Raw genomic sequence first — 23,650 nt, 5'->3', positions numbered from 1 at the left:
TGTCTCCCGTTCCTGCTTCGTCAAACTTTCAGTCCGCGGCAAGAGCCCCGAACGCCTCGCCATAGGCGGCGTGAGCGCGATCTTTCGTCTGCCAGGTGATGCCGATACGCTCGTAAAGGCGTTGCGCCGGCAAGTTCTCCACGTCGACTTCCAGCCGCAGATAGTCGCCGCCCCGCACCTTCGACCATCTGGCCACTTCGCGAAGCAGGCGCTCGCCGATACCGAGGCCACGGAAACGATCATCGACATACAGATCCTGCACAAAGACGCCGGGCCTCCCGCGCCAGGTCGAGAAGATCGGAAAGAACAGGCAAAGGCCGGCGAACTCTCCATCCACCTCGGCAATCAAACTGCTGAAGGTGGCATCGGGGCCGAAACCAAACCGGCGGTAGTCATCGACCGTGCAAGTGACCTTATCAGCCATATCGAGCCCTTGGCCCATGGCCAGGATGGCGACGTGTATGGCGTCGGCGTCCTTTGGTTCACCTGCGCGAATTCGGATATCTGCGGTCATGCTCGGCGGCGTCGTCACTGTCATTCCTTTCGCTACTGCGGCGGAAGACCAGAGGCGAATCGAGCCCCTGGCTCCGGCGTCAGAACGCTACCTGATCTCCGCCTTTGAGGCCGAGAAGATTGCGCGCTTCGCTTGGAGTGGCGACCTCAAGCGATAGCGCATCCAATACCGTGCGGATGCGATGAACCTGGTCGGCATTGCTTGCCGCAAGCGTCCCGCGGCCGTTATAGAGACTGTCTTCTAGCCCGACACGCACATTGCCGCCCATGGCAGCCGCCATGGTGATCATCGGCATCTGGTGGCGGCCGGCGGCCAATACCGAGAAGCTGTAGTCGTCGCCGAAAAGCTTGTCGGCGATGCGCTTCATGTGCGTCAGGTTTTCAGGATCGGCACCGATGCCCCCGAGAATGCCGAAAACGAACTGAATGAAGAGGTGACCGGAGACCAGGCCGCGGTCGCGGAAATGCGCCAGCGAATAGAGGTGCCCGACGTCGTAACATTCGAACTCGAAGCGCGTACCGCAACCTTGACCGAGCCGGGTCAGGATGAATTCCATATCGGCGAAGGTGTTCTTGAAGATCGAGCTGCGCGTTGCCTCAAGCAGTTGCGGCTCCCATTCGTGCTTCCACTCCGTCGGTCGGTCGAGTGCCGGAAACAGGGCAAAGTTCATCGAACCCATGTTTAGCGAACACATTTCCGGTTCGGCGCGAAGGGAAGCGGCAAGCCGATCTTCGAGCGCCATCAGCGACGAGCCGCCAGTGGAGATGTTGATCACCGCGTCGGTCGCCTGCTTGATGCGCGGCAGGAACTGCATGAACAGTGCTGGGTCGGCCGACGGGCGGCCATCCTCAGGTTTGCGCGCATGCAGGTGCAGAATGGAGGCACCCGCCTCGGCCGCGGCAATCGCTTCGGAGGCGATCTGGTCAGGCGTAATCGGAAGGTAGGGCGACATGGTCGGCGTGTGCACCGATCCCGTCACCGCGCAGGTGATGATCACTTTGCGCGATGTCTTGGCTTTGGTCATGGTCGAGCCCTCAGCGGTTGACGGGGAGGTTCAGTTCTTCGGCGAGCACTTCGAGCACGTCGCCCAGGATGGTGACGATCTCGCCGATCTGCGCGCGGGTGATGATCATCGGCGGGCAGACGAGAAAATGATCCCCCTCGACGCCGCCGCGTGTGCGCCTCGAATAGATGATCAGGCCACGCTCATAGGCAAGGTCGACCATGCGCTGGTGGGCGTTGAGCTCCTTCGGCAAAGGCTTCATGGTCTCGCGATCCGAGACGAATTCGGCTGCCAGCAGCAGCCCCTTGCCGCGCACGTCGCCAATGAAGGGGAAGCGGTTGGAAAGCGCTACGAGTTCAGCCTTCAGCGCCTCGCCCATGGCCGCTGCATTGTCGATCAGGCCAAGACGATCGATCTCATCGAGGACGGCGAGACCTGCAGCGCAGGCAAGCGGGTTGCCGGCATAGGTGAAACCGTGCTGGAAACCGCCGGCCTCAAGCACCGGCTGGACGATCCGCGAAGGGGCTGCCATGGCGCCGAGCGGGCAATAGCCCGAGGCAAAGCCCTTCGACAGCGCGATGAGGTCCGGGCGGCAGTTCCAGTGATCGCCGCCAAGGAACTTTCCGGTGCGGCCGGCCCCGCTCATCACTTCGTCATGGATCAAGAGGATGCCATATTTGTCGCAGATTTCGCGAATACGCGGATAGTAGCTGTCAGGTGCGACCAGCGCCCCGGTGGAGGCGCCGCCGATCGGCTCCATGATGAAAGCGAGCACGCTTTCCGGGCCTTCGGCCTGGATCCTCTCTTCCAGCATGTCGGCATACTTGATGCCGCGCTGCTCCATCGTCAGGTTATCCCGGTCGAGATAGGCGGTCGGAGCCGGCACCTTCGGCATCTCGCGCATCATCGGCGAGAAGGGTTCGGAGAGTGCTGCGTAACCGGTCACCGCCAGCGCGCCGAGCGTGCCGCCATGATAGGAGGGAAAACGCGAAATCACCTTCCAGCGGTCCTTCTGGCCGGTGGCAACCGCCCATTGCCGTGCGAGCTTCAGGCAGGACTCGACTGCTTCCGAACCGCCGGAGACGAAGAAGATCTTGTCCATGCCTTCGGGCAGCTTTTCCGCCGCACGGCGCGCCAAGTCTTCGGCCGGCTCGTTTTCGAAATGCAGCCGGTAGGCGAAGGTAACGCGGTCCATCTGGCTCTTCATGGCATCGAGCACATTGCGGTTGCCATGGCCGATATTGACCACCATGGCACCACTCGAACCGTCGATCACTCGGCGTCCGTCCTGATCCCAGAGGTAGATGCCCTCGGCCCGGTCGACCAGCGGGCGGCGCAGGCGCGACTGATAGAACAGATGCGAGGCGGGCCGTTCGTTGGAATTATTTGTCTTCAGCATAGAAAATCTCTCTCAGCGATTGAGATAGTGATTGAGAACATTGGCGGTGACGCGCTCGACCATGGCGTCGCCGCGTTTCAAGGCCGCAACCCATTCGCAGCTGCCGGCGTGGAACACCTCACCTTTGCCGCGCGGGAAATTGACGATCATGCCACAGCCGCGTTTGACGCGCTCGACTGAGGTCGCGCCGCTGTCGCCGATCAGCGTCTCGGCGACGAACTTCGCGTCGGCGTCCGAGAGGAACTGGTCGTCCGCGGGAATGTCGGCGCTTTCTTCTTTCAGCGACGACATGCCGAGCGCGAGGATTTCGAGGCCATCCGGCGCGCCGCTGTCGTCGGTCGGCTCGGGCAGTCCGTTGCGGATGACGTAGTCGAGCCCATCGACCTCGTAACCAAAGGCGTGACCTTCGGCGCCGAGAATATCGCCGTAGTAGATGCCTGTCCCGGCAAAGGCCCAATGCTCGGGGCGATAGACGGGGAAGCCGCGGGCGCCGCGCGGCGCGCAACCACCCCAGCCGACGTAGAGGCCGCGCGTGGCATTGAGCCCAAAGGTTGCCGCTCCGGGGCGACCGATCTCTGCCGCTTCCCACGAACCGCTGGTGCGGGTCGGATCGGCCGAGCGATAGGCCGGATCCTCGGCGCGCGAGCGATATTTGTAGCAGACCTGCCGCTTGCCGCCGTCTTCAAGGCGCGTCTGCCACATGAAGTTGCCGGCAAAGCGCGCCGCCCGGCCGCCACGCGCGACGTAACTGTCGACCGCGTCGCGCATTTCCCAGGTCCAGTATTCGTCATGACCGACAAAAACCACGCAGTCATAGCCGTCGAGGATCTCCGGCGCGAAATGCAGTTCATGCTGGCTCATGAGATCGGCGGCATAGCCCTGCCGTTCCGCCCAGCGGAAAAAATGGCTGTCGTAGCTTGCCCATCCGGAAGAGGCGTATTTCTTGGAGTAGCCGTTCGCATAGGCCCATTCCATATGCGGATAGCGCGGGGCGACCGCCATTGGCGCGTGGATCTCCAGCGGCACCCGCGGCGCATCGGCAGGCAGCACGACGAAACCACGGCAGAACGGGCGCTCGATGCTGACGGTCGTCGCATACTGGTTACGGTTGGGGCCGGTGATGCCCTGATAGTGGTTGGAGCCACCCCAGGTGTTGTAGGAGGTCCAGGAGCCCGTCGCGGCGACCTGCAGCACGCGTCCCGGCTTCCGGCCGGCAACTGGCCTGACGATGAAGAGATGATGGCAATGGATCGGCACGCCGTCCCTGCCCTCAGCTTTCAGCGTGATGCGATAAGCGCCGGACGGCCAGTTTTCCTCAACCTTGAACTCGAAGCTCGTTTCCCAGCCGCAGCCGAGGACCGAGCATTGGTCCGGCGTTTCCTGCCAGTGCGCGGAAAGCCCGTCGCGCTTGAAGACCGTCGCCTCCGTTGCTCCATCACGCACGACTTCGAGCGCGAAGCGAGAAGCCGTCGAGCTGACCTGCAGCCGCACGGTGGCACCAGGGGGATAGGCATAGGCGTCCGTATAGCACCAGATCTCGCCACGCTCGCCGTCCATGCCGGGATATTCGTAGTAGTGGCCAAGCACCGCCTCGCGGCGCTCATCCGGCGTCAGGCCGAAATCGGGGTACTGATTGCTTCTTTCCATCGGGCCCCCCATCACGCTGCCAGGTACTTCTTGAGGAAGGCTCGCGTGCGCTCCTGTGTCGGCTGGCGGAAGATCTCGCTCGGCGCTCCCTGCTCGACAACCACGCCGCCATCCATGAAGAGCACCCGATCGGCAACCTCGCCCGCAAAGCGCATCTCGTGGGTGACGATGAGCATCGTCATGTGCTCGGCGGCAAGCTGTTTCATCACCGCGTTCACCTCATCGACCAGCTCCGGGTCGAGCGCCGAGGTCGCCTCATCGAAGAGCATCACCTTCGGCTGCATCGCCAGTGCGCGCGCGATCGCGACGCGTTGCTTCTGACCGCCGGAGAGCCGTGACGGAAAGGCATCGACCTTTTCCTTGAGCCCCACCTTCGACAGCAGCTCGATCGCGATCTCGCGGGCCGCAGCCTTGCCCATGCCCTTCAAAATGATCGGGCCCATGGTGATATTCTCAAGTACCGTTAGATGCGGAAACAGATTGAAGTGCTGGAAAACCATGCCCATTTGCTGGCGCACGGCATTAATATGCCGCTCGAAGGCATGCCCCTTGAGGCTCTGGTTTACCTGGATACCATCAAGCCAGACCTCGCCGCCATTCAGCGTCTCCAAATGGTTGATCGACCGCAGCAGCGTGCTCTTGCCCGAGCCACTCGGGCCGATGATCGCGACGATCTGGCCACGGGCAACGGAGAGGTCAATGCCTCTCAGGACTTCCAGCGCGCCGTAGTTCTTGCGGGCGCCCTTGACTTCGACCATGGGCTTTTGAGCGGTCATCGGGAGACCTCCACGTTCTTTTCGACCTGGCGCAGACCCGCTTCAAGGACGAGATTGAGGATGTAATAGAGAGCAGCGACCGTGATGTAGAACTCAAACGGCCGGAAGGTCTCGCTGATTGCGAGTTGGGCTGCGTGCACCAGCTCGGCGATGCCGATGATCGAGACCAACGAAGACTCCTTCAGGAGCACGATCAGATTGTTGCCCATAGCCGGAACGGTGTTGCGGATCGCCTGCGGCACGATGAAGTGACGCAGCGTCTGGAAGCGGCCAAAGCCGAGGCTGCGGGCACCTTCCGTCTGCCCGGGATCGACGGCAACGATCCCGGCGCGCAGGATGTCGGCATTGTAGACGGCAAAGTGCAGGCCGAGGCCGATGATGCCGGCGATCAGCGCCGGAATCTTGAAGCCCAGTTGCCCGAGCCCGTAGTAGATCAGGAACAGTTGCAGAAGCAGCGGCGTACCCATGAACAGCCACATGAAGCCGCGCACCGGCAGGGCAACCGTTTTTGGCGCATAGAGCACGACCAGGGCGAATACGATGCCGAAGACGAAGCTGATGGCGGCGGCGGAGATGGTCAGGACAACCGTCCACCACACGCCCATCCAGAGGATATCGGCGTAGGGCGGAACGACGCTGAAATCGAGTCCTTGCATGAACGCCTCCCCTCAGGCGATCGCATAGCGTCGGTCGAGCAGATCGACGATCCACGCGACGACATAGACGATGAGCATGTAGAGCACGGCGGCGACGCCGAAGATCTCAAACGGCTTGTAGGTCGAGCCGATGTAGCGCTGGGCCGTGTAGGTGAGTTCGACCACCGAGATCGTCGAGACCAGCGCCGAGCCCTTGACGAGCGCCACGGCATTGACGCCGAGCGGCCGGATCATCAGGCGTGCGGCCTGCGGCAGCACCACCTTGCGCATGGTCTGAAACCGGCTGAAGCCGATCGAGCGGGCGGCCTCCGTCTGGCCGCGATCAACAGATGAAATCGCGCCGCGAATGGTTTCGGCCATATAGGCACCGATGTTCAGCCCAAGGCCTATGACGCCGGCGGCAAAGGGTTCCAGATTGATGCCGATCTGCGGGCCACCAAAGTAGAGCACAAACAGCTGGATCAGGCAGGGCGTGCCGCGAAACAGGCTGACATAGACGGTAGCGAAGGTGCGCAACAGGAATGAGCGCGACATCTTCGCGGCGGCGATGAGGAATGCGACGACGAGCCCGAGGGCAAGTGCAAGCGCCGATATTTCGATCGTGATCCACGCCGCCTCCACGAAAAACGGGAAGACGCGCTGCACCAGCGAAACGTCCATGGGAAAACTCCGGAAGTCATACTCGTGACCTCCGGCCGCGACGTATGCAGCGGCCGGAAGGAAGGAGCGCACGGGATCAGCGGATGTCGCTGCCCACCCACTGCATGGCAATCTTCTGGTAGGAGCCGTCCGCCAACATGCCTTCGAGCGCCTTCTGCATTGCCGCCTTCAGTTCCGGATTGTTCTTGCGGATGGCGATGCCGATCGCGACGCTGCCGCCTTCGATATCGGGCGTTTCCAGACGGCGAACCTTCTCGCCGGTCTGCTTGACGGCAACCATGACCGGGATGTTGTCGACGACAATCGCATCGACGCGGCCGCTCTTCAGCTCCATCAGCAGCTCCGGCAGGCCCTTGTAGGTGCGCACGTCCCAGCCGCCCTGTTCGCGCGCCCATTTCTCGTGGGTTTCGCCGAGCGTGACGCCAAGGGTCTTGCCCTTCAGCTCATCGAGCTTCTGGACTTCAGAGCCTTCGCTGACGAAGACGGCGCGGCCAGCGTGGTAGTAAGGTCCGACGAAATCGACGACCTTCTCGCGCTCCGGCGTGATCGTCATCGAGCCCACGATCGTGTCGTATTTGTTGGCGAGCAGGCCGGCGATGATGCCATCCCAGGCGGTGGTCACCAGCGTGCCCTTGACGCCGACACGCTCGGCGATCGCCTGGCCGATCGAGGCGTCGAAGCCGACGACCTGGTTTTCCTCGTTGACGAAATTGAACGGCGGGTACTGGCCCGACATGGCGATCTTCAGCTCGCCGGCCGCCTTGACGTTCTCAAGGTCGTCAGCCCGTGCGGATACGGCAGAAAAAGTCGCAGCAATGGTCAGCGTCGCGGCCAGAAGGCCGGAGAATAGGGTCTTCATGAAATGTTCCTTGTTCCTCTGGATGGGGCGCCTTCTCGTGCGCTTGGGACTGGCAACCGACGCCTTCCGAATTTCATGATTGCTTCTGCGCCAACATTGCGCAAATAGATAATGGAAATAGAAGGCATAGATTTCAGGAATGACACCACCGCGTTTGGAGCGGCTCGTCTGGGAGCTCGACTGGAACCTCTTGCGCACCTTCGTGGTGATAGCGGAGGTAAAGAGCATCACGCGCGCGGCCGAGCGGCTGAACCTCAAGCAACCAAGCGTCAGCAATGCGCTCCGGCGGCTGGAAGACCGTGTCGGCCGACGGCTGGTCGATCGCGATGCCACGCGCTTCGATCTCACCGAAGTGGGACAGTTGCTCTACGAGCAGAGCGTCGAGGTCTTCGGCACAATCTCGCAGCTGCCGCAACTCGTGCGCGGTGTCAGCGACGACGTCACCGGTCATGTGACGATCGCCGTTGCCAGCCACGTGGTCTCGCCGCTCTTCGACCGGGCGCTGATGGAGTTTCACCGCGACTACCCGCGCGCGACCTTGACGATCAATGTCGGGCCGAGCGGCGAAGTCACGCGGCAGGTCCGGGAGAAGCGTGCTTCCTTCGGTCTCTGCCTTGTCAGTGTGCGAGACCCGGCGCTCGACTATCTCACGGTCTTCCGGGAGTTCTTCGGCTTCTTCTGCGGCCCACACCACCGACTGTTCGGCCGGGAGGGGTTGAAGCTTGCCGACCTCAAGGGAGAAACCTCGGTGTCCTTCCACACCGATCATATCGCCGACGCGCTTCGGCCGGTGGCGCTGCTTCGCAGCGAAGCCAAGCTCAACGCCAATGTCGTTGGAGTTTCGTCAAGTCTCGAAGAGGTGCGGCGAATGACGCTCGCCGGTCTTGGCGTCGGCTCGCTGCCGCTGCATGTCGCCCGTCGCGATGTGGCGGACGGGCTTCTGTGGCGCCTGCCGCCCTATGACAATCCGCCGGCCATCGACATTTTCATGCTGACCAACCCGGAGAAAGCGCTCAACCGTGCCGAAAAGGCCCTGATATCATGCTTGCAGACGCTGATTGCCGATACGCCGGCTGAAGAACGCGTCTACGCAGACTGATCGCGAAGCGACGTGCGTTCATCCGATAACAATGCTTCCGCCCGCCCCCGCGCCTCCTGCTCAAGCGCAACGGCTGTGCGCCGCTGAAGATCGAATCGCACGGTCGTCGTCCGGTTGACCGCATGCACGACGCCGTCGAGCGTGCCGGACATGACCTGTTCGAAGGTGACCGACGAACGGCCAAGCTTGATGACGCGCGAGCGGATGGTGATTAACGCGCCCGCCTTGGTCTCGTGCTTGTATTCGACTTCCGCGCGCACGTCTGCCCAGCCCCTGCCCGCATCCTGCTCGCCTTCAGTCCCGGCGATGTGACCCAGAAGCTGAAAACTTGCATCGTCAAACATCGCCGCATAATGGCGCACGTTCATGTGCCCCATCGTGTCGCACATCCAGGGGTGCGTGACGCCGACATAGGTGGTTAGAGCTTTATCGGACATGGGACGCCTCATTCACGGGAAAACCGGTTGCAAGACATAGCCGATGCCCGAACGATCTGTCCATGTCGGGCAAACACGGCCCAGGCTAGCGTCTGACAGACCCCGGGACCACGGTGAAATATAGAGAAAATCCGCAATTATGTAGGAGCCGCCACCAAGCTCGAAATGTGACATAGGGATCGGATCTCTTGAAGCAAAAATGCCCGCACAAGGCGGGGCGAATCCTTCCCTACTGTCTGCAGGCTGCTATCGCAGCACTTCGAGTCCCTTGCGTTCGACAATATCAAGGATCTTGATGGCGGTGCTGCTGGGCTTCTTCGTTCCTTGTTCCCATGCCGCAACCGTGATCTTCTTGACGTTGATGAACTGAGCAAACACGGCCTGGCTGACCTTGTTTGCATTCCGGATTTTCTTGATCTCCTCGGGCGTATAGTCACGAAGAGGAGGGAGGCAAAGAGCATCGAACTCCCTCATCGTGACTTCGTCCACGAAGCCGGCTTCGTGCAGTCGCGCAGCAGACTTATGAACGTTCTTAAGAATTCTGCTCATGGCAGTGAATCTCCCGTATCAGTTTCTTCTCAATCATCTCAGAGAGCTTTTTGTGATCGGCGAGCATGTAGACGTCACATAGTTTTCGAATGACTTCCTTCTCCTTCTTCGTGATATTCTCAGTCTCGTTCTTCGCGAAGCCATGCACGAAAATCAGCCTGTCTCCCTGACGATGGCCAACGATAGTCCGACAGCTTCCACGCTTACCGCGCCCCGGTGCTGCCACTCGCTTCTTAAAAAGAAATCCGCCCAATCTGGCGTCGACCAATCCGGCTTCGACCAATCCGGCTTCGATCTCCTTCGCAGTCTTGCACAACATGGCGTCCGTCACATTGTACTCTGCGGCCCAGTCCTCGAACTCCAAATCCTTCAAAACTCTTACTGGCAATTTATATATTACTCCGTGATACAGACATCAAGTGAGATTCTGGGAAAATCTCGAACCTGGCATGGTCCCGCCGACCGCAAACGCTGGTTGACATTTGTCGCTAAGCATAGGTATTCCTTGAACATTTTCAATCGATGTCGGCGATTGATTGGCAATTTGGCACGAACCACTTGCGATTCACCCGGTGACGGACACCTCTGAATCCGATCGACTCTGCCCTTCCGATCTGCTCTGTCTGCCCCCATGTTCAGATTGATACGAGTAGATCCGCGACAACCTACCGCCTGAACAGCGAATGCTCTCGTATGTCATCTTTAAAGGCTCTGAACATGGAAGATCCCAGCAATATCAATGTGCCTGCCGTATCCGCGATTTCCTCCAGCTCAGATGACCTGGAGGTCCTCCGGAGGGTAGAAATATTGGGGCAACCAGCACTTCCTGCTTTCTCCGGAATGCCGAACCTTCACGCTTAAAAAAGCTCCGCCAGGTCACCGAGGAAGATGCTTTCAAGACTTGCTGCCTGATCCGCTGGCCGGGGACTGGTGGCCGTCCCGTCTGCCTCAACTGCGGACACGAGCGCTGCTATCCGATCCGGCGACAGTGCTTCAAATGCCAGAAGTGCCGTCGCGAATTCTCGGTTACCTCGAAGACGGTCTTCGCCTTCCGGAAGATGCCTTTCCGCGACATCCTGACGGGGCTGTGGCTATCCGTGAACTGCGTGAAGGGCAAGAGCGCCCTGCAACTCCCCCGCGAACTCGGATGCCAGTACAAGACCGCCTGGGTATTTTTGATGAAGATGCGCGAGGCGATCGCCACCAGGCGCGAGGACATCGTTCTCGAAGGCGAGATCCACATCGACGGCAAGTATGCTGGCGGGCACATCAAGCAAAAGCGTCTGAAGGAGGACCGGATCGACCGACGAAAGAAAAAATACCAGAATCTCAAACGGATGACGATCCTTGCCATGAGCGAAAAACACTCTTCGGACGAGAACGCACCCTCGCTCGCGTCATTCGAACGGAGGACAGCAACGAGGCATGGGAGTTCGCCAGGGAACACGTCCGCAACGGTTCGACGATCCATGCCGACGAGAACTTCAGCTACGACGACCTACAGGGCCTGCTCGAACTCAAGCGCGTCAACCACAGTCAGGAGTACCAGACCAAGGGCGGCGTGCACACCAATCACGTCGAGAGCTTCTTCTCGCGCATCCAGCGGTCCTACGTCGGCATCCGCCACCGCTTCTCGGTGAAGTATTTCGACTGGTATGCGGCGGAAATCGCGTGGCGCGAGCACACAGATGTGGAGCATGGTGCATTTCGCGCTGTCGAGGAAGACATCGCGAAATCTGTGCGGTTACTGGGAGAGCAACGAGCCGCCCGATCTCGCCTGGAAGAACGGTGTCAGTCCGGACGGGACTATAACCTCGCTTGTTGCTATGCGAAGCTCAGCAGGTCTGAGGAGGCGATCGACTGCCTTGAGCGGCAGGCGTCCGGATCGCAGACGTATGTGGCGTTAGTCGCGGGCTGGATGAAAAACGACAGCGACCTCGATTCCCTCCGGAACCACCCGCGCTACTTGGCTCTCGCCAACCGGATGGAAGCTCAGCCCGCGCCAGCGAAGGGCTGAGCTTCCAAACTTTCCGTGCATTAGACCGGAAGCGGCCGGAACTGCCAGCCGAAAGGGTCGCTGTTTAACGCTCTTGGCCGTTCAGGTGGACGGCAGCCACGTGAAAGGACAGCCGGCTTTTGCCGGTCTGATCCGCTCCGCTGCCGCTCGTTTGAGCGAAGTCGAGATCTGCTGCGCCAGCTTGTGCGCGCCTGTTGGACGGTGACCACGCGGTTTATGTGACCGCCGAAGGTCTGGCCCCATGCCCAACCGGCCATGCGGCCGGCCGGGCATGCGAGATCACGTGTTGAGCGATCTCACGAATGGCATGACGCGGATCCGCTTGCCGAGCGCCCTGTAGGCGGCATTGGCGACTGCCGGGCCGATGGGCGGAACGCCGGGCTCGCCGATGCCGGAGGGCGGATTGGCGGAGGCGACGATGTGAACTTCGACCTTTGGCATCGCATCGATCCTGAGCGGCGTGTAAAGGTCGAAATTGCTCTGGTCGACCTTGCCGTCCGTCAGCGTGATCTCCTCGCCGAGTATCGCACCCAGCCCAAAGCCGATTCCGCCCTCCACCTGGGCGCGGACCTGGTCCGGATTGATCGCCAGACCGCAATCGACAGCGGCTACGACCCGCTCGACCTGGATCTGGCCATTTCCATCAGTCGAGACCTCGGCGATCTCGGCCACAACGGAGCCGAAGCTCTCGGCGACGGCAACCCCTCGAAAGCGGCCCTCGGGCAAGGGCTTGTGCCATTCCGCCTTTTCCGCCGCCAGCTTGAGGACGGTCGCGTGACGCGACTGCGGCTCAAGCATCGAAAGACGAAATTCTATCGGATCTCGTCCTGCCGCCTCGGCAACCTCGTCCACGAAGGTTTCGGCTGCGAAGGCGGTGTGGGTCGAGCCGACGGAGCGCCACCATAGAACCGGAACGCCGACCTCAGTGGTGGTCAAGCCTACCGTCTGGTTCGGAATGGCATAAGGCAGATTGTTGGCCCCTTCGACCGAGGTCGGGTCGACCCCATTCTTGACCATTCCGTCGAACGCAGTCTTCGCCATGATGGACTGGCCGACGATGTGGTTGCTCCATGCAACGAGCTTTCCGTTCGCGTCGATGCCGGCCTTGAGGCTATGCACATAGGCGGGTCGATAGCGACCCGCGCGCATGTCGTCCTCCCTGGTCCACTGCACCTTTACCGGCGCGCGGAAACCGAGGGCCTTGGCCACATGCACCGCCTCGACGACGACATCACCGTCGAACACGGCCCGCCGGCCAAAGCTGCCGCCGGTCTTCATGACGTTGAGGCGCACCTTTTCCGGGGCAATCCCGGCCACCTGACCGGCGAGCATCTGGTATACGTCCGGGAACTGATGCCCACCCCAGACCTCGAGCGTGCCGTCCTCGTTCATGCGCGCCACGGCATTCAGCGGTTCCATCGCGGCATGCGCGAGATAGGGGAACTCAAAATTTGCCTCGATGACCTTCGTTGCGCCGGCGAAGGCCGTTTCGGCGTCGCCGTCATTGCGCGCGAGCGCGGCCGGCGTCTTCTTCGCAAGCTCCCGGTACGCGGACATCAGCTGAGCCGTGCTGCGCTTTTCAGCCGCCATGTCGTCCCAACTGACGGTGACAGCCTCGCGGCCCTTGATCGCCGCCCACATGTTTTCACCGACGACGGCAATGCCCCGAGGCGTTTCGACGACGTCCACCACCCCCTTGACGGTGCGCGCGGACGAGCCGTCGAAGGACTTTACTTTCGCACCGAACAGCGGCGGATGGATCATCACGGCGGTCAGCATGCCGGGAAGCTTGATGTCGATCGTGTATTGCTCCGTCCCATTTGTCTTACGGGCGCTGTCGAAACGCTTCAGTCCGGCATTGCCGATCAGCTTCCAGTCGCTCGGTTGCTTAAGCGCCACGTCCGTAGGCACCGGCATCGTTGCTGCCTTTGCAGCAAAGACGCCGAAGCCGCCGCTCTTGCCCGACGAATGGGCAATTATGCCCTTGTCCACAGTGATCTCCGCGGCGGCTACACCCCATTCAGAGGCAGCAGCGGCGACCAGCATGGAGCGGGCCGCTGCACCCGCCTTGCGATAGCGCTCCCAGGAGGACACCATCGACGTGGACCCGCCGGTGCCCTGGAAGGCGCCGCCAAAGGCGATGTTGCCATAGGCCTTCACATCGCCGGCGGCCCCCTTCACGTCGATTGTCGACCAGTCGGCATCGAGTTCTTCCGCCACCAGTGTGGCAATGCCGTTATAGGAGCCCTGGCCCATCTCGAACTGTGACGAAAGGACGGTCACTTTTCCATCGCCGTCGATCGTGACGTAGGGGGAAAAGGCATGTGAAGCGCTGGTCGTCGCTGTCTCGCCCGCTACCGCCGGAGACGCGGACAGGAGGCGAAAGCCGACGGCTATACCAGTACCTGCAGCAAGAGCCCCGATGAGGAACTGCCGCCGCGATGCCTGCACTTTCGCGGCGGGGAGAGAAACCAATTGCATGAATTTGGGCAGCATGGCTTTAACCCTCCAGACGCTTAGCGGCTTCGTGAATGCCGGCTCGGATACGGTGATAGGTGGCGCAACGACAGAGATTGCCCGACATGGCCGTGTCGATGTCCTCATCGCTTGGCTTCGGATTGTTCGCCAGGAGGTCTGTCGCCGACATGATCTGCCCCGACTGGCAGTAGCCGCACTGCGGGACGTCGAGATCGGCCCAGACTGCCTGAACCGTTTCCGCGACCTTTCCCTTGAGGCCCTCGATGGTCGTCACTTTTGCGCCCTCGATGTCACCAACCAAGGTCTGACAAGACCGAACCGGCGAACCGTCGACATAGACCGTGCAGGCACCGCACTGCGCCATGCCACAGCCGAACTTCGTCCCTGTTAGTCCAACCAGATCGCGGATCACCCAAAGAAGCGGCATAACCGCCTCGGCCTCGACCGTGTGTTCGACGCCGTTGATCGTTACCATTGCCATGATGCTCTCCTCGCGTTCGGGCGCGTGGTCTCGGGATGCTTATCCGGAAACCCCGCTTCACGCGCCGCGGCCATTCGCCAGACCGCGGCTGCAGCTTAGAAGACCATCCTGCACGCTGGTAGGTTCGATCCTGTCAGATTATTGCCTATTCCTCTCGGCCTGACGAAATTGTGATCATGACAAATGATGCGCCAGTGCTCCAACGGGCGCTCCACTTGTGTTCGGTAGCCCGTCAACCGATGGAGTCGCGTCTTTTCGAGTCGCTGGAGTTCAGGATTGCCTTGATGTCTCTGACCGGCGGATGGCCGAAGGCGCGCCGATATTCCCTGTTGAACTGTGTCTGGCTTTCGTAGCCGACGCGCAGCGCGGCTGTTGCGGCGTCGAGCGATTCCGCAAGCATCAGCTCCCGCGCATGATGCAGTCGCAGGTGCTTTTGGAACTGCAGCGGGCTCATGGCAGTCATGGCGCGGAAATGGTGGTGCAGCGTAGATACCCCCATGTTCGCTATCTCGGCGAGTTCCTCGACGCGAAGCGGCCGGGCATAGTTTTCTTTCAGCCACGCGACGGCCTTTGCCACCCGGTTACTGTTCGTGCCAGCGAGCGCGAAACGCCGCAGCCGCGCGCCTTGCTCGCCGGTGAGCAGCCGATAGAGGATCTCGCTCTGGATTTGACTGGCCAGGAACGGGATGTCCGCTGGCGTGTTCGCGAGCGAAATCAGTCGCAATAGGGCGTCGAACAGTTCCGGTGTGGCAGCGCCAACCGCGACGCCGAGATCGCGTTCGCGTGCATCTGGCGGCTGTATGTCGTAATCGGAGATGATTCGACGCAGCTTTTCGAGATCAAGGCGCATCGTGGCTGCCACATAAGGCTCACTCTCGCTCGCCTCGCAGACCTGGCCGGTCATCGGCAGGCCGATGGCGGTCATGAAGAAGCAGGATTCATCGTAAACGAGCATTTCGTTTCCGACATGGATACGCTTGCTTCCCTGGATGATGAGCGCCACGCTTGGTTCGGAGACGCTGGAAAACGGGCCGGCTGGCTCGATGATGCGATAGAGCGAAAGCCCCGGAACAGGGTGGCCGTAGCGAACGCCGTCCCATGGCAGTCGCGCGAGCATGTCGAGAATCCGCGTACGAAGGGGCGCGGTTTCCTCGCGCAGGTCGCGCTGCTGCATCATTGTCTCGCTCGTTGCCATGCCCTGACCCGTCCTCCGACCCGTCACTCAAAGTGGCTTCTTATCATATTACTTTGATCTCGACAGGATTAGGCAACCACAATGCCGAAGCGCCGGCGAAGCAGCCGCGCCAGAAGGGTATCATCCAGGAGATCAGCGATCGTCCCGCCGAAGGACGCCCGCGCCCTTCGGCGCTTTGCCCACGGCGAACCACAACTCAGCCGATTGCCTGTCTTTCCACGCCGTGGCGCTACTACGCCACCAACCTTGTTGCAGCCGCTGAACTTCTGGCTCTCTTAATCATCCCCGATCCAGGGCCGCGCGTTGTGCGGCCCGCGAGAGAGCGGGTTCGGCTGCGCCCCGACCGCATCCCGAGTTGAAGACGCTGCGCAAGAAGAACGCCTCCGTCGTCTTCGCCACCCAGTCGCTCAGCGACATCGACGGTTCCGCGATCGCGCCGGCGATCATCGAAAGCTGCCAGACGCGTCTCCTCCTTCCCAACGAACGCGCGATCGAACCGCAAATCACGGCGATCTATCACCGCTTCGGCCTCAACGACCGGCAGATCGAAATCCTCCCGCGAGCAACGCCCAAGCGCGACTATTACTGCCAATCGCGGCGCGGCAATCGCCTCTTCGAACTCGGCCTCTCGGACGTCGCGCTCGCGCTCTGCGCCGCATCGTCAAAGACCGACCAGGCTGCCATCGAGAAGATTTTCGCCGAGCACGGCCGGGAGGGTTTCCTCGCCGCGTGGCTGCGCCACCGTGGCGCCGCCTGGGCCGCCGACCTCATACCCGACCTCACCAACCTCATCCCTGAAGCCCTCGAGGTACAATCATGACCAACCGTTTCCGTCCGCATTTTCGGGCGCTTCGCGTCGCCGCGGCCCTGCTCGCCGCATCGCCGGTGATTTCCCTGCTCACGGCGCCGGCACAGGCGCTCGTCGTCTTCGACCCGAAGAACTATGCGCAGAACCTGCTCTCGGCAGCGCGAGCGCTCGTGGACCGGTTGCCGGTCCCCGAAAATAACACAACGGGAGAGAGATGGATCGACGATGAAAAGAGCTGGGTCGGTCGGTTCTCCGCTCCCAAAAACTTACCCCAATACGATTGGGCATCTGTTTTTTCATTTATTTCCAATGATTTACAGCTGCATCCAGCATTATCCACAATCATGAGCCTTCGGCGCTAGGCGCGACGGCGGCACTCTCCTAGACTGCTGCGACTATTTGCAGGAGGAATGAGCGTGAAAGTCTATCTCGCAGGCCCGGAAGTTTTCCTGGCGAACGCCGTCGAAATCCAGATGGAAAAAGCGGCACTTGCCCGCGCCGCCGGGTTCACGCCATTGGTTCCGGGCGACCTCGAGATCCCGCCGGCACGGACCAAGCACGAGCGTGGCCTGGCAATTTATGCCGTCGACGAGGGCATGATGCTGGCGTCAGACATGATCATCGCCAACCTCACGCCGTTTCGCGGCATCAGCGCCGACGTCGGCACGGTGTTTGAGCTCGGCTTCATGTGCGGTCGCGGCAAACACGTCTATGCCTACACCAATACGTCGCGCAGCTACTACGAGCGCATCCTCAACGACCATTATCGTGGCGCGGCTGCCCTGCGCCCCGACGGCCGCATGGCGGGGCCTGACGGGCTCAGCATCGAGGATTTCGACATGGCCGACAATCTCATGCTGGATGGCGGCGTGCTTAAGCGGGAAGGAACGCTTGTCCAGCGTGAGGTCCCGGAGGCCGACCGCCTGACCGATCTTAGAGCATTCAAGGAATGCCTTGCGATCGCCGCCAAACGGCACTTCAGCTGAGGGCGAATGCCCGCCGGGACTGACGTCGCCACCGATGCCGGAACACCCGGCTCACTCCGGCGGGCCGGTTCAGTCGTCGCTGGGGCAAGGCCAGCCAGTCGGTACGCTAAGGCCTGCCGGCAACTTGGTCGAACTGTCACCGCACATCATGTCGACCTGTTCCTGCTCGAGGCCCGTCGCCTCGGACAGATTGACGCCCTCGATCCGCGTTAAAAACATGAAAGCACCATGGAAATCGATGGGACCGGTGAAAGTGGTGCTGGTGAAGTCGGCGCGCGAGAGATTGGCGTGCGAGAATTTGGTCCCGGTCAGTTCCGCCTTGTCGAAATTGGCGCGTCCAAGTTCAGCCTTCTCGAAGCTCGTGCCCGTCAACCGGGCGCCGCTGAAATTGGCGCGCTGCAGTTCGGAATTCACGAAAGAGGCCTTCTCGGCGGCAATCCCGGCGAAGTTGCAGCGATAGGCCTCTATCTTCGCAAAGTTCGCACCGTCCGCCATGGCTCCAGCCAAAGACGAGCGCACCAGCGTCGCCTTTTCCAGATTGGCACCCTTCAGGTTGGTGCCGCGCAGATCCGTCAAGGTGAAGTCCGTGTTGACGAGGTTGGCGCCCTGGAGGTCGCTGCCGCCAAGCATCAGCGCCTTCTTGTTGCAATCCGCCCAGTCGGCCCCAGGCACGGCGGAGTCCTTGCAGCTCGCCGCCTCAGCGCCGTTTGGGGCACTGATGACCAACAGCGAGAGCGCAATCAAGGTGGCGAAGTTTAACCGGTTTTGACCCCTCTCGCCCGTTAGCGCATAGCTCTTGCGGTATCGCGGATGAGGGGCCGTGCCACAAACGTGGCCGAGATCGGTCTGGTGATTTTGCATGGCGCCGCTCCGGGGACCCGAGGGTTTATCGATTGCACTTCAAATTGCCTTTGCGCCCTGCCTAAAGCCTGGCGCGACCGGCCGTGCGCTGCTGGTAAACGTATGACGTTGTTGCCCTTTATGCAAATAACAGAATCGAAATCGCGTGACTTCAACGGGCAACCGCCAGCAGCCAGTCACGCAGTTTCGCCTGCGGGCCTGGCTCTTCAATCTCCGTCGGCGCAAGCAGGTGATAGGTAGTGCCGTCTTCGACAAAGCCCAGTGGAGCTGCCAGGATGCCGCTTTCCAAATCGTCCCGGACAAGCTGCCATGGGCCTATCGCCACACCAATTCCGGCAACAGCCGCCTGAAGGCTGATATAGAAATGCTCGAAGCTTTGCGAATGGCGCGCCTCACACGGACGGCTGGCGCACCTTGCCCAGGTTTCCCATGCGTCCGGACGGGTCCGGGTGTGAAGCAGGACTGCATCCTGCTGCAACTGCGGCAGTTCGCCTGCCTGTCCGCAATCGAAGAACGATGCGACCTTGTCGGCGCGGCATACCGGGCCGGTCCGCTCCCGAAAGAGAGCCACGGAGTGGATGGCTCCAGCTTGCACGAAGTCGTTGCGGCGGATGGCCAGATCGTATCCGCGGCCAAAGGTCACCGGCCCACCTCCCGCGACCAGATGAACCGGGACGTCGGGATGGCGTTGTTGAAAATCCGGAAGCTGCGGAATGAGCCAGCGCATGAGCAGCGTCGGTTCGCAGGAGATAACCAGCGCCGGCGCCTGTGCGGTATTGCGGATGTCCCTGACCGCCGTTTCAACCAGGCCGAAGCCCTCGCGCACGGCACCGGCAAGCTTTCGCCCGACGTCCGTCAGGAAAACCCGACGACTGCGCCGCTCGAACAGCTCGACTTGGAGATCGTCTTCGATCAACCGCACCGCCCGGCTGACAGCACCATGCGTCAGATTGAGGGCATCCGCAGCCCGGCTGAAACTCTCCAGCCGCGCCGCCATTTCGAAACAGCGCAGGGCCGCCAAAGGTGGCGTTCGGATCACACCGTTATGTGAGGTAGACTCACCGATGTCGTCAGAACTCATCGTTATTCGCCGTCCTGAACTTCCGCTATTGAAACAATCAATGCGGAATGGAGCGAGGAAAAGCAATGACAGAACTGTTAGCCGTAATCACAATAACCATCTTTGCCGTCATCAGTCCGGGACCGGACTTTGCGATGGTGACGCGCAATAGTCTCATGCTTTCGCGTCGCGCTGGTCTGCTCACTGCACTCGGCATCGGCGGCGGCGTCCTGATCCATGTCGGCTATACGATCCTCGGCGTCGGCCTGATCGTCCGCCAGTCCATCGTCCTGTTCTCGATCCTGAAAATCGCCGGCGCCGCCTATCTGATCTGGCTTGGCGTCAAGATGCTTCGCACCAGGCCTGCCGGCCCGTTGGCGCAGGCCGCACTGCCAGCGCTTTCCGACCTCGGCGCCTTGCGCACCGGCTTTTTCACCAATGCGCTCAACCCGAAGACGACAGTCTTTATCGTCAGCCTGTTCATGCAGGTGGTACAGCCCGGCACGTCGCTGACCGTTCAGATCGGTTACGGTGCGTTTATCGCTGCAGCGCATGTAGTCTGGTTCGCGCTGGTGGCGTTGTTCTTCTCGGCCGGCATGGTGCGCAGCCGCCTGCTTGAGCTCCGTCACTGGATCGACCGGTGCTTCGGCGCCCTGCTGGTCGGCTTCGGCCTGCTTCTTGCGAGTTCGAGCCTCGGGCGCTCGTGACTGCAGCACCTCCGACTGGCAAATGGCCGCAACCCCGTCCTGTCCCTTGCTTCAGCCCCACGAAGCATGCAATATCCATACAATTTCAAGCGTGGGGTATGATGATGAAGGACAAGCGCCCTGAGGTCTCGTGGCGGCCCGCAATCAAGAAGGCAGATGGTCCGCTCTATCTTGCAATTGCCGATGCCATTGCCGCCGACATCGCCGAGGGACGGCTGTCCGAGGGCATGCGACTCCCCCCGCAGCGCCCGCTTGCCGATGCGCTCGGCATCGACTTCACCACCGTCAGCCGCGCCTACAACGAGGCAAGGTATCGCGGTCTCGTCGAGGGGCGCGTCGGCCAGGGCACCTATGTGAAGGCAAGGCGCGGCAGACCTGCCCGCCCGACAACCATCGGCATCATCGACATGAGCATGAACCTGCCGCCCCTTTTTGACGATGCAGCACTTGCCGCAAGGCTTTGGGACGACATAGCTGCCCTTCAGGCCGACCAGGGACTAGAGCTTTTGATGCGCTATCAGGCGCCCGCCGGGGCTCTGCCCAACCGCACGGCCGGGGCCAACTGGCTAAGGCCGCGTCTCGGAGACGTTCCAGCCGAGCGGGTTCTGCTTTGCCCCGGCGCGCAAGGCGCACTGCTTGCGACGCTGAGCAGCCTGACAAGAGCCGGCGACATCATCTGCGCCGAGGCAATCGCCTATCCGGGGCTTCGGGCACTTGCCGCCCATCTCGGCCTTACCCTTCTGGGCGTCGCGATGGACGATGAAGGCCTTATCCCTCAAGCCTTTGAAGAGCTCTGTTTGAGCAGGACGCCAAAGGCGCTCTATTGCAATCCGACGCTTCACAACCCCACGACGGCAACGCTCTCGCTGGAGCGACGCGAGGCGATCGTCACGATTGCCAGGCGGCATGGGGTGCCGATCATCGAGGACGACGCCTATGGCGCCCTGCCGCAGACGCCAGCGCGCGCACTTGCGACCCTTGCCCCCGACCTCGTCTACTACATCGGCGGCCTGGCAAAATGCCTGTCGCCTGCCCTGCGCATCGCCTACCTGGTGGTTCCCGACAGCCGCAGTTCGGTACGTATCGAGGGGGCCATTCGCGCGACCGTCGGCATGGCGTCGCCGCTCGCGGCAGCGGTCGCCAGCCGGTGGATCGAAGACGGAACGGCGGATGCTGTCGTTGCAGCGATCCGCTCCGAGACCGTGGTGCGGCAGAAGATGCTTTGCGAATACCTTCCGCGCAACGTCGCACAAACGGACCCGGCTGCGTTTCATGCCTGGCTGCGCCTGCCGTCGCCGTGGACGCGCGGGGCGTTCAGCGGACGACTGCAGGCGGCCGGCATCAGCGTCGTCGCCAGCGACGCCTTTGCTCTTGGAGCAGCACCGGAAGCCGTGCGGCTCGGCCTGGGCGTAGCGGCGAGCCAGGCTGAACTGCGCCGGAGCCTTTTGACCATCGCCGACCTTTTGAACCAGTCGCCAGCCGCCTCCAGCCTCGTGGTTTGATCGAACACAGAACAGGCGGCGAAATTGTCGCAGCAATGTATGCATACAATTAATTGACAGTGTATGTTTTTCGGCGCTTTATGTTTGCGGGCCTGAAGGCGGCGCCAGGGAATGGCAGGCCGCACATCCAGGCAAAATCGGTGCGCGCCTTGGATGCGACGCCGGCAACGACGCCTGAAAGGAACGAAAAATGTCTTCGGATAGTGATTGGCCGCCAATCCCACCCATGCAAACCGGCTTGCGGGGGCGCTGCCCGCGCTGCGGCCAAGGGCACCTGTTTGAAGGGTTCCTCAAGATGCGCAAGGAATGCGACGTTTGCGGCCTCGACTACTCCTTCGCCGACCCGGCCGACGGCCCCGCCTTCTTCGTCATCTGTTTTGCCTGCGTGCCGAGCGTGCTTTTGGGTGTCTGGCTGGAGGTGCAATATAGCGCCCCACTCTGGGTGCACCTGCTGGTGACCGGCCCCTTCATGTTGCTGACCTGTATTCCACCTCTTCGCCCTCTCAAGGGCTGGCTGGTCTCAAGCCAGTTTTTCTACAAGGCTGAAGAGGGAAAACTGGCGCGGCGGAGCGTCGAGCCACCGGTTGCGACAACGCGGTAGGTGGCGCGCACGCAGCCACCCGATGATTGAGGCACAGCCAGGCGGCGGCAAGACGCGCCGCCTGCGACATCCGGCTCCACAAGGCGCCGGTCCGGCTCGGCCGAACAGAAGATCAGTCGGCGGGAGCCGCCTCGCATTTGCCAAATAGCACCTTCTCCCTTGCATCTGCCTCCGGCCCAAGCCAGCTCAATGCGCCGGACTGACCGGCGACCCGCCAGCGGTAACTGCCGGCGTCTGCGTGCAGGGACACGTACATTTCTTCGGCGCGATCCTTCAGACGAGACATCTGAACGGCCTTCTCTCCCAGCGTTGCGTACACCAACTCCTCGCCTGAAACCTTTTTCGCATTGATGATGGAAAGCGGGCCTTGCTCGCAGCGGTAGGCTACCACGGTAACCATAGTCGTCGCCTTTTCCGCCGCGGATGGCGACGCGAGCGTAAGCGACATCACGGCCGCCATGAGGAAGGAACGATTTCGTCGCATCCGTACTTTTCCATCGGATCAAAAGCCAATTGCCGGGAAGCAATCGAGGTGCGGCGGCGGGAGATCGACGCGACATTCGAACGATGCGTGAGGGATGCACCGTGAGCCGTTCAATTCAGGGAACGCCGAAAGTCGCCGCGACCAGGAAGCGGCAGGCGATTTTCACCGTCATTTACTTCAAGGCGCGTCAGTCGGACGAGCGTTGCTGTGCCAATGGCAGAACCTGAGCTTCAGGAGACCACCGGCGCTCGAATCAGCAGAGCGCCGGCGCCCGCATTCCGGCCCATTGAAGAAGCCGAAGATGAAAAGGAGCAAGGCTCGTCAGCCTGATGGATAGCTGCCGCAGACTTTATTGCCGAAGCTCGCGGGGCTTGCAGGAAACATGCGACATGAACGGCGGACCGGACCGTAAATGGACGACGACCTCATCCGATATCTCTCGTATCTGCTAGGCGGCTGTCAGCAGTAGTATCAGCGGACCTGTTACCAAACAGCAGAAACTCCTGTATTTGCGTCAGGACTTTCGGCTGACGCATGCCGAAGATCAACGGAAGCTGTCTCGAACGAGCGCGCCCTCCCGGCCACATCGAGCATCAAGTTTCTCCAGAGCCCATCTATCGCCTCGGCTACGTCGATCCAGGCCTGGTCGGTGCCAGCGACTTCCATATCGGTGACGAGGTGCTCTAGCCTCGCGATGCAGTCGTCGATGTGACCGCGAAGTTGAGACAGCTGATCGGAGGTGACTGATGGATGCGCCAGCATTCTGGGCACTTTCACGGCCGCTCGCTTCCACTCGTAAGTCATTTCTACCCCATTCTTCAGCCCGCGACAGCATCCCCGATAGATGCGGAATTAGTCAATGAACAAGCGT

General features: G+C 61.4%; 25 protein-coding genes and 2 pseudogenes. 10 read left to right on the top strand and 17 right to left on the bottom strand.

Translation table 11 applies throughout. The features are described 5' to 3' along the window. Positions 1-28: 28 nt before the first annotated feature. The 8 genes from MKZ91_RS24885 to MKZ91_RS24850 all read right to left on the bottom strand — a co-directional run bounded on the left by MKZ91_RS24885 (position 29) and on the right by MKZ91_RS24850 (position 7,514). A complete protein-coding gene (locus tag MKZ91_RS24885; protein ID WP_336173701.1) occupies positions 29-538 on the bottom strand; it encodes a GNAT family N-acetyltransferase in 510 nt (169 codons plus the stop codon). A 55-nt stretch (positions 539-593) separates the two neighbouring features. Further along, on the bottom strand, positions 594-1,538 hold the full coding sequence (locus MKZ91_RS24880) for a 3-keto-5-aminohexanoate cleavage protein (RefSeq protein ID WP_336173700.1): 945 nt from the start codon (positions 1,536-1,538) through the stop codon (positions 594-596). Positions 1,539-1,548: 10 nt separating this feature from the next. After that, entirely contained in the window at positions 1,549-2,916 is a 1,368-nt protein-coding gene (locus tag MKZ91_RS24875) for an aminotransferase family protein (protein WP_336173699.1), read from the bottom strand. Positions 2,917-2,928: 12 nt separating this feature from the next. Further along, positions 2,929-4,563 carry a N,N-dimethylformamidase beta subunit family domain-containing protein gene (locus MKZ91_RS24870; protein ID WP_336173698.1) on the bottom strand — a complete coding sequence of 545 codons (1,635 nt, stop codon included), beginning with the start codon at positions 4,561-4,563 and terminating at the stop codon, positions 2,929-2,931. A gap of 11 nt (positions 4,564-4,574) precedes the next feature. Next, positions 4,575-5,339 (bottom strand): amino acid ABC transporter ATP-binding protein, encoded by a 765-nt coding sequence (locus MKZ91_RS24865; RefSeq protein ID WP_336173697.1) that lies wholly within the window; start codon positions 5,337-5,339, stop codon positions 4,575-4,577. After that, a complete protein-coding gene (locus MKZ91_RS24860) occupies positions 5,336-5,995 on the bottom strand; it encodes an amino acid ABC transporter permease (RefSeq protein ID WP_336173696.1) in 660 nt (219 codons plus the stop codon). Before MKZ91_RS24860 ends, MKZ91_RS24865 begins: the two co-directional genes overlap by 4 nt. 12 nt (positions 5,996-6,007) lie before the next feature. After that, positions 6,008-6,655, bottom strand: coding sequence for an amino acid ABC transporter permease (locus tag MKZ91_RS24855; RefSeq protein WP_336173695.1), 648 nt, complete (start codon positions 6,653-6,655; stop codon positions 6,008-6,010). Between the two features lie 76 nt (positions 6,656-6,731). After that, a complete protein-coding gene (locus MKZ91_RS24850; protein WP_336173694.1) occupies positions 6,732-7,514 on the bottom strand; it encodes an ABC transporter substrate-binding protein in 783 nt (260 codons plus the stop codon). Between the two features lie 139 nt (positions 7,515-7,653). On the opposite strand from MKZ91_RS24850, the gene MKZ91_RS24845 reads away from it, so the two are divergent. Continuing rightward, a complete protein-coding gene (locus MKZ91_RS24845) occupies positions 7,654-8,613 on the top strand; it encodes a LysR family transcriptional regulator (protein ID WP_336173693.1) in 960 nt (319 codons plus the stop codon). On the opposite strand, the gene MKZ91_RS24840 is transcribed toward MKZ91_RS24845, so the two are convergent. The 3 genes from MKZ91_RS24840 to MKZ91_RS24830 form a co-directional block, all read right to left on the bottom strand. After that, positions 8,601-9,050: an acyl-CoA thioesterase gene (locus tag MKZ91_RS24840; RefSeq protein ID WP_336173692.1), complete on the bottom strand. Its 450-nt coding sequence runs from the start codon at positions 9,048-9,050 to the stop codon at positions 8,601-8,603. The genes MKZ91_RS24845 and MKZ91_RS24840 overlap by 13 nt on opposite strands. A 246-nt stretch (positions 9,051-9,296) precedes the next feature. Beyond that, positions 9,297-9,599, bottom strand: coding sequence for a helix-turn-helix domain-containing protein (locus MKZ91_RS24835; RefSeq protein ID WP_336173691.1), 303 nt, complete (start codon positions 9,597-9,599; stop codon positions 9,297-9,299). Beyond that, a complete protein-coding gene (locus MKZ91_RS24830; RefSeq protein ID WP_336173690.1) occupies positions 9,583-9,972 on the bottom strand; it encodes a type II toxin-antitoxin system RelE/ParE family toxin in 390 nt (129 codons plus the stop codon). Before MKZ91_RS24830 ends, MKZ91_RS24835 begins: the two co-directional genes overlap by 17 nt. Before the next feature lie 433 nt (positions 9,973-10,405). Between MKZ91_RS24830 and MKZ91_RS31675 the strand changes: the two are divergent. Together MKZ91_RS31675 and MKZ91_RS31670 are read left to right on the top strand one after the other, a co-directional pair. Next, positions 10,406-11,220 (top strand): annotated as a pseudogene (locus MKZ91_RS31675) (IS1595 family transposase); the annotation flags it as partial. 15 nt (positions 11,221-11,235) lie between these two features. Then, the gene (locus MKZ91_RS31670) at positions 11,236-11,616 is read left to right on the top strand and encodes a TPR end-of-group domain-containing protein (RefSeq protein WP_442892345.1); all 381 of its coding nucleotides are present in this window, start codon (positions 11,236-11,238) and stop codon (positions 11,614-11,616) included. Between the two features lie 279 nt (positions 11,617-11,895). On the opposite strand, the gene MKZ91_RS24820 is transcribed toward MKZ91_RS31670, so the two are convergent. From MKZ91_RS24820 to MKZ91_RS24810, 3 genes are all read right to left on the bottom strand, one after another. Further along, the gene (locus MKZ91_RS24820) at positions 11,896-14,112 is read right to left on the bottom strand and encodes a xanthine dehydrogenase family protein molybdopterin-binding subunit (RefSeq protein WP_336173688.1); all 2,217 of its coding nucleotides are present in this window, start codon (positions 14,110-14,112) and stop codon (positions 11,896-11,898) included. 4 nt (positions 14,113-14,116) lie between these two features. Further along, entirely contained in the window at positions 14,117-14,575 is a 459-nt protein-coding gene (locus MKZ91_RS24815; protein WP_336173687.1) for a (2Fe-2S)-binding protein, read from the bottom strand. 232 nt (positions 14,576-14,807) lie between these two features. After that, the gene (locus MKZ91_RS24810) at positions 14,808-15,770 is read right to left on the bottom strand and encodes an AraC family transcriptional regulator N-terminal domain-containing protein (RefSeq protein WP_442892344.1); all 963 of its coding nucleotides are present in this window, start codon (positions 15,768-15,770) and stop codon (positions 14,808-14,810) included. Positions 15,771-16,125: 355 nt separating this feature from the next. On the opposite strand from MKZ91_RS24810, the pseudogene MKZ91_RS24805 reads away from it, so the two are divergent. From MKZ91_RS24805 to MKZ91_RS24795, 3 genes and pseudogenes are all read left to right on the top strand, one after another. After that, a pseudogene (locus MKZ91_RS24805) lies at positions 16,126-16,590 on the top strand (conjugal transfer protein TrbE); the annotation flags it as partial. Next, positions 16,587-16,940, top strand: a complete 354-nt coding sequence (locus MKZ91_RS24800) for a hypothetical protein (protein WP_336173685.1) — start codon at positions 16,587-16,589, stop codon at positions 16,938-16,940. The pseudogene MKZ91_RS24805 and the gene MKZ91_RS24800, both read left to right, overlap by 4 nt. A gap of 48 nt (positions 16,941-16,988) precedes the next feature. Further along, on the top strand, positions 16,989-17,564 hold the full coding sequence (locus MKZ91_RS24795) for a nucleoside 2-deoxyribosyltransferase (RefSeq protein ID WP_336173684.1): 576 nt from the start codon (positions 16,989-16,991) through the stop codon (positions 17,562-17,564). Positions 17,565-17,633: 69 nt separating this feature from the next. On the opposite strand, the gene MKZ91_RS24790 is transcribed toward MKZ91_RS24795, so the two are convergent. After that, entirely contained in the window at positions 17,634-18,425 is a 792-nt protein-coding gene (locus MKZ91_RS24790) for a pentapeptide repeat-containing protein (protein WP_336173683.1), read from the bottom strand. A 151-nt stretch (positions 18,426-18,576) separates the two neighbouring features. Next, positions 18,577-19,506 (bottom strand): LysR family transcriptional regulator, encoded by a 930-nt coding sequence (locus tag MKZ91_RS24785; RefSeq protein WP_336173682.1) that lies wholly within the window; start codon positions 19,504-19,506, stop codon positions 18,577-18,579. 65 nt (positions 19,507-19,571) lie between these two features. On the opposite strand from MKZ91_RS24785, the gene MKZ91_RS24780 reads away from it, so the two are divergent. The 3 genes from MKZ91_RS24780 (at position 19,572) to MKZ91_RS24770 (ending at position 22,295) form a co-directional block, all read left to right on the top strand. Beyond that, on the top strand, positions 19,572-20,192 hold the full coding sequence (locus MKZ91_RS24780; protein WP_336173681.1) for a LysE family transporter: 621 nt from the start codon (positions 19,572-19,574) through the stop codon (positions 20,190-20,192). A gap of 104 nt (positions 20,193-20,296) precedes the next feature. After that, a complete protein-coding gene (locus MKZ91_RS24775) occupies positions 20,297-21,694 on the top strand; it encodes an aminotransferase-like domain-containing protein (protein ID WP_336173680.1) in 1,398 nt (465 codons plus the stop codon). Positions 21,695-21,884: 190 nt separating this feature from the next. Next, positions 21,885-22,295 (top strand): DUF983 domain-containing protein, encoded by a 411-nt coding sequence (locus tag MKZ91_RS24770; RefSeq protein ID WP_336173679.1) that lies wholly within the window; start codon positions 21,885-21,887, stop codon positions 22,293-22,295. 112 nt (positions 22,296-22,407) lie between these two features. Here the strand turns inward: MKZ91_RS24770 and MKZ91_RS24765 are convergent, their stop codons facing one another. After that, positions 22,408-22,743 carry a hypothetical protein gene (locus MKZ91_RS24765; protein WP_336173678.1) on the bottom strand — a complete coding sequence of 112 codons (336 nt, stop codon included), beginning with the start codon at positions 22,741-22,743 and terminating at the stop codon, positions 22,408-22,410. A 570-nt stretch (positions 22,744-23,313) separates the two neighbouring features. Between MKZ91_RS24765 and MKZ91_RS24760 the strand changes: the two genes are divergently transcribed. After that, positions 23,314-23,466, top strand: a complete 153-nt coding sequence (locus MKZ91_RS24760; RefSeq protein ID WP_336173677.1) for a hypothetical protein — start codon at positions 23,314-23,316, stop codon at positions 23,464-23,466. Positions 23,467-23,650: the final 184 nt, after the last annotated feature.

The sequence above is a fragment of the Ensifer sp. MJa1 genome, assembly GCF_037026475.1.
Taxonomy (GTDB): domain Bacteria; phylum Pseudomonadota; class Alphaproteobacteria; order Rhizobiales; family Rhizobiaceae; genus Ensifer.
This window is presented reverse-complemented; position numbering and strand designations above follow the sequence as displayed.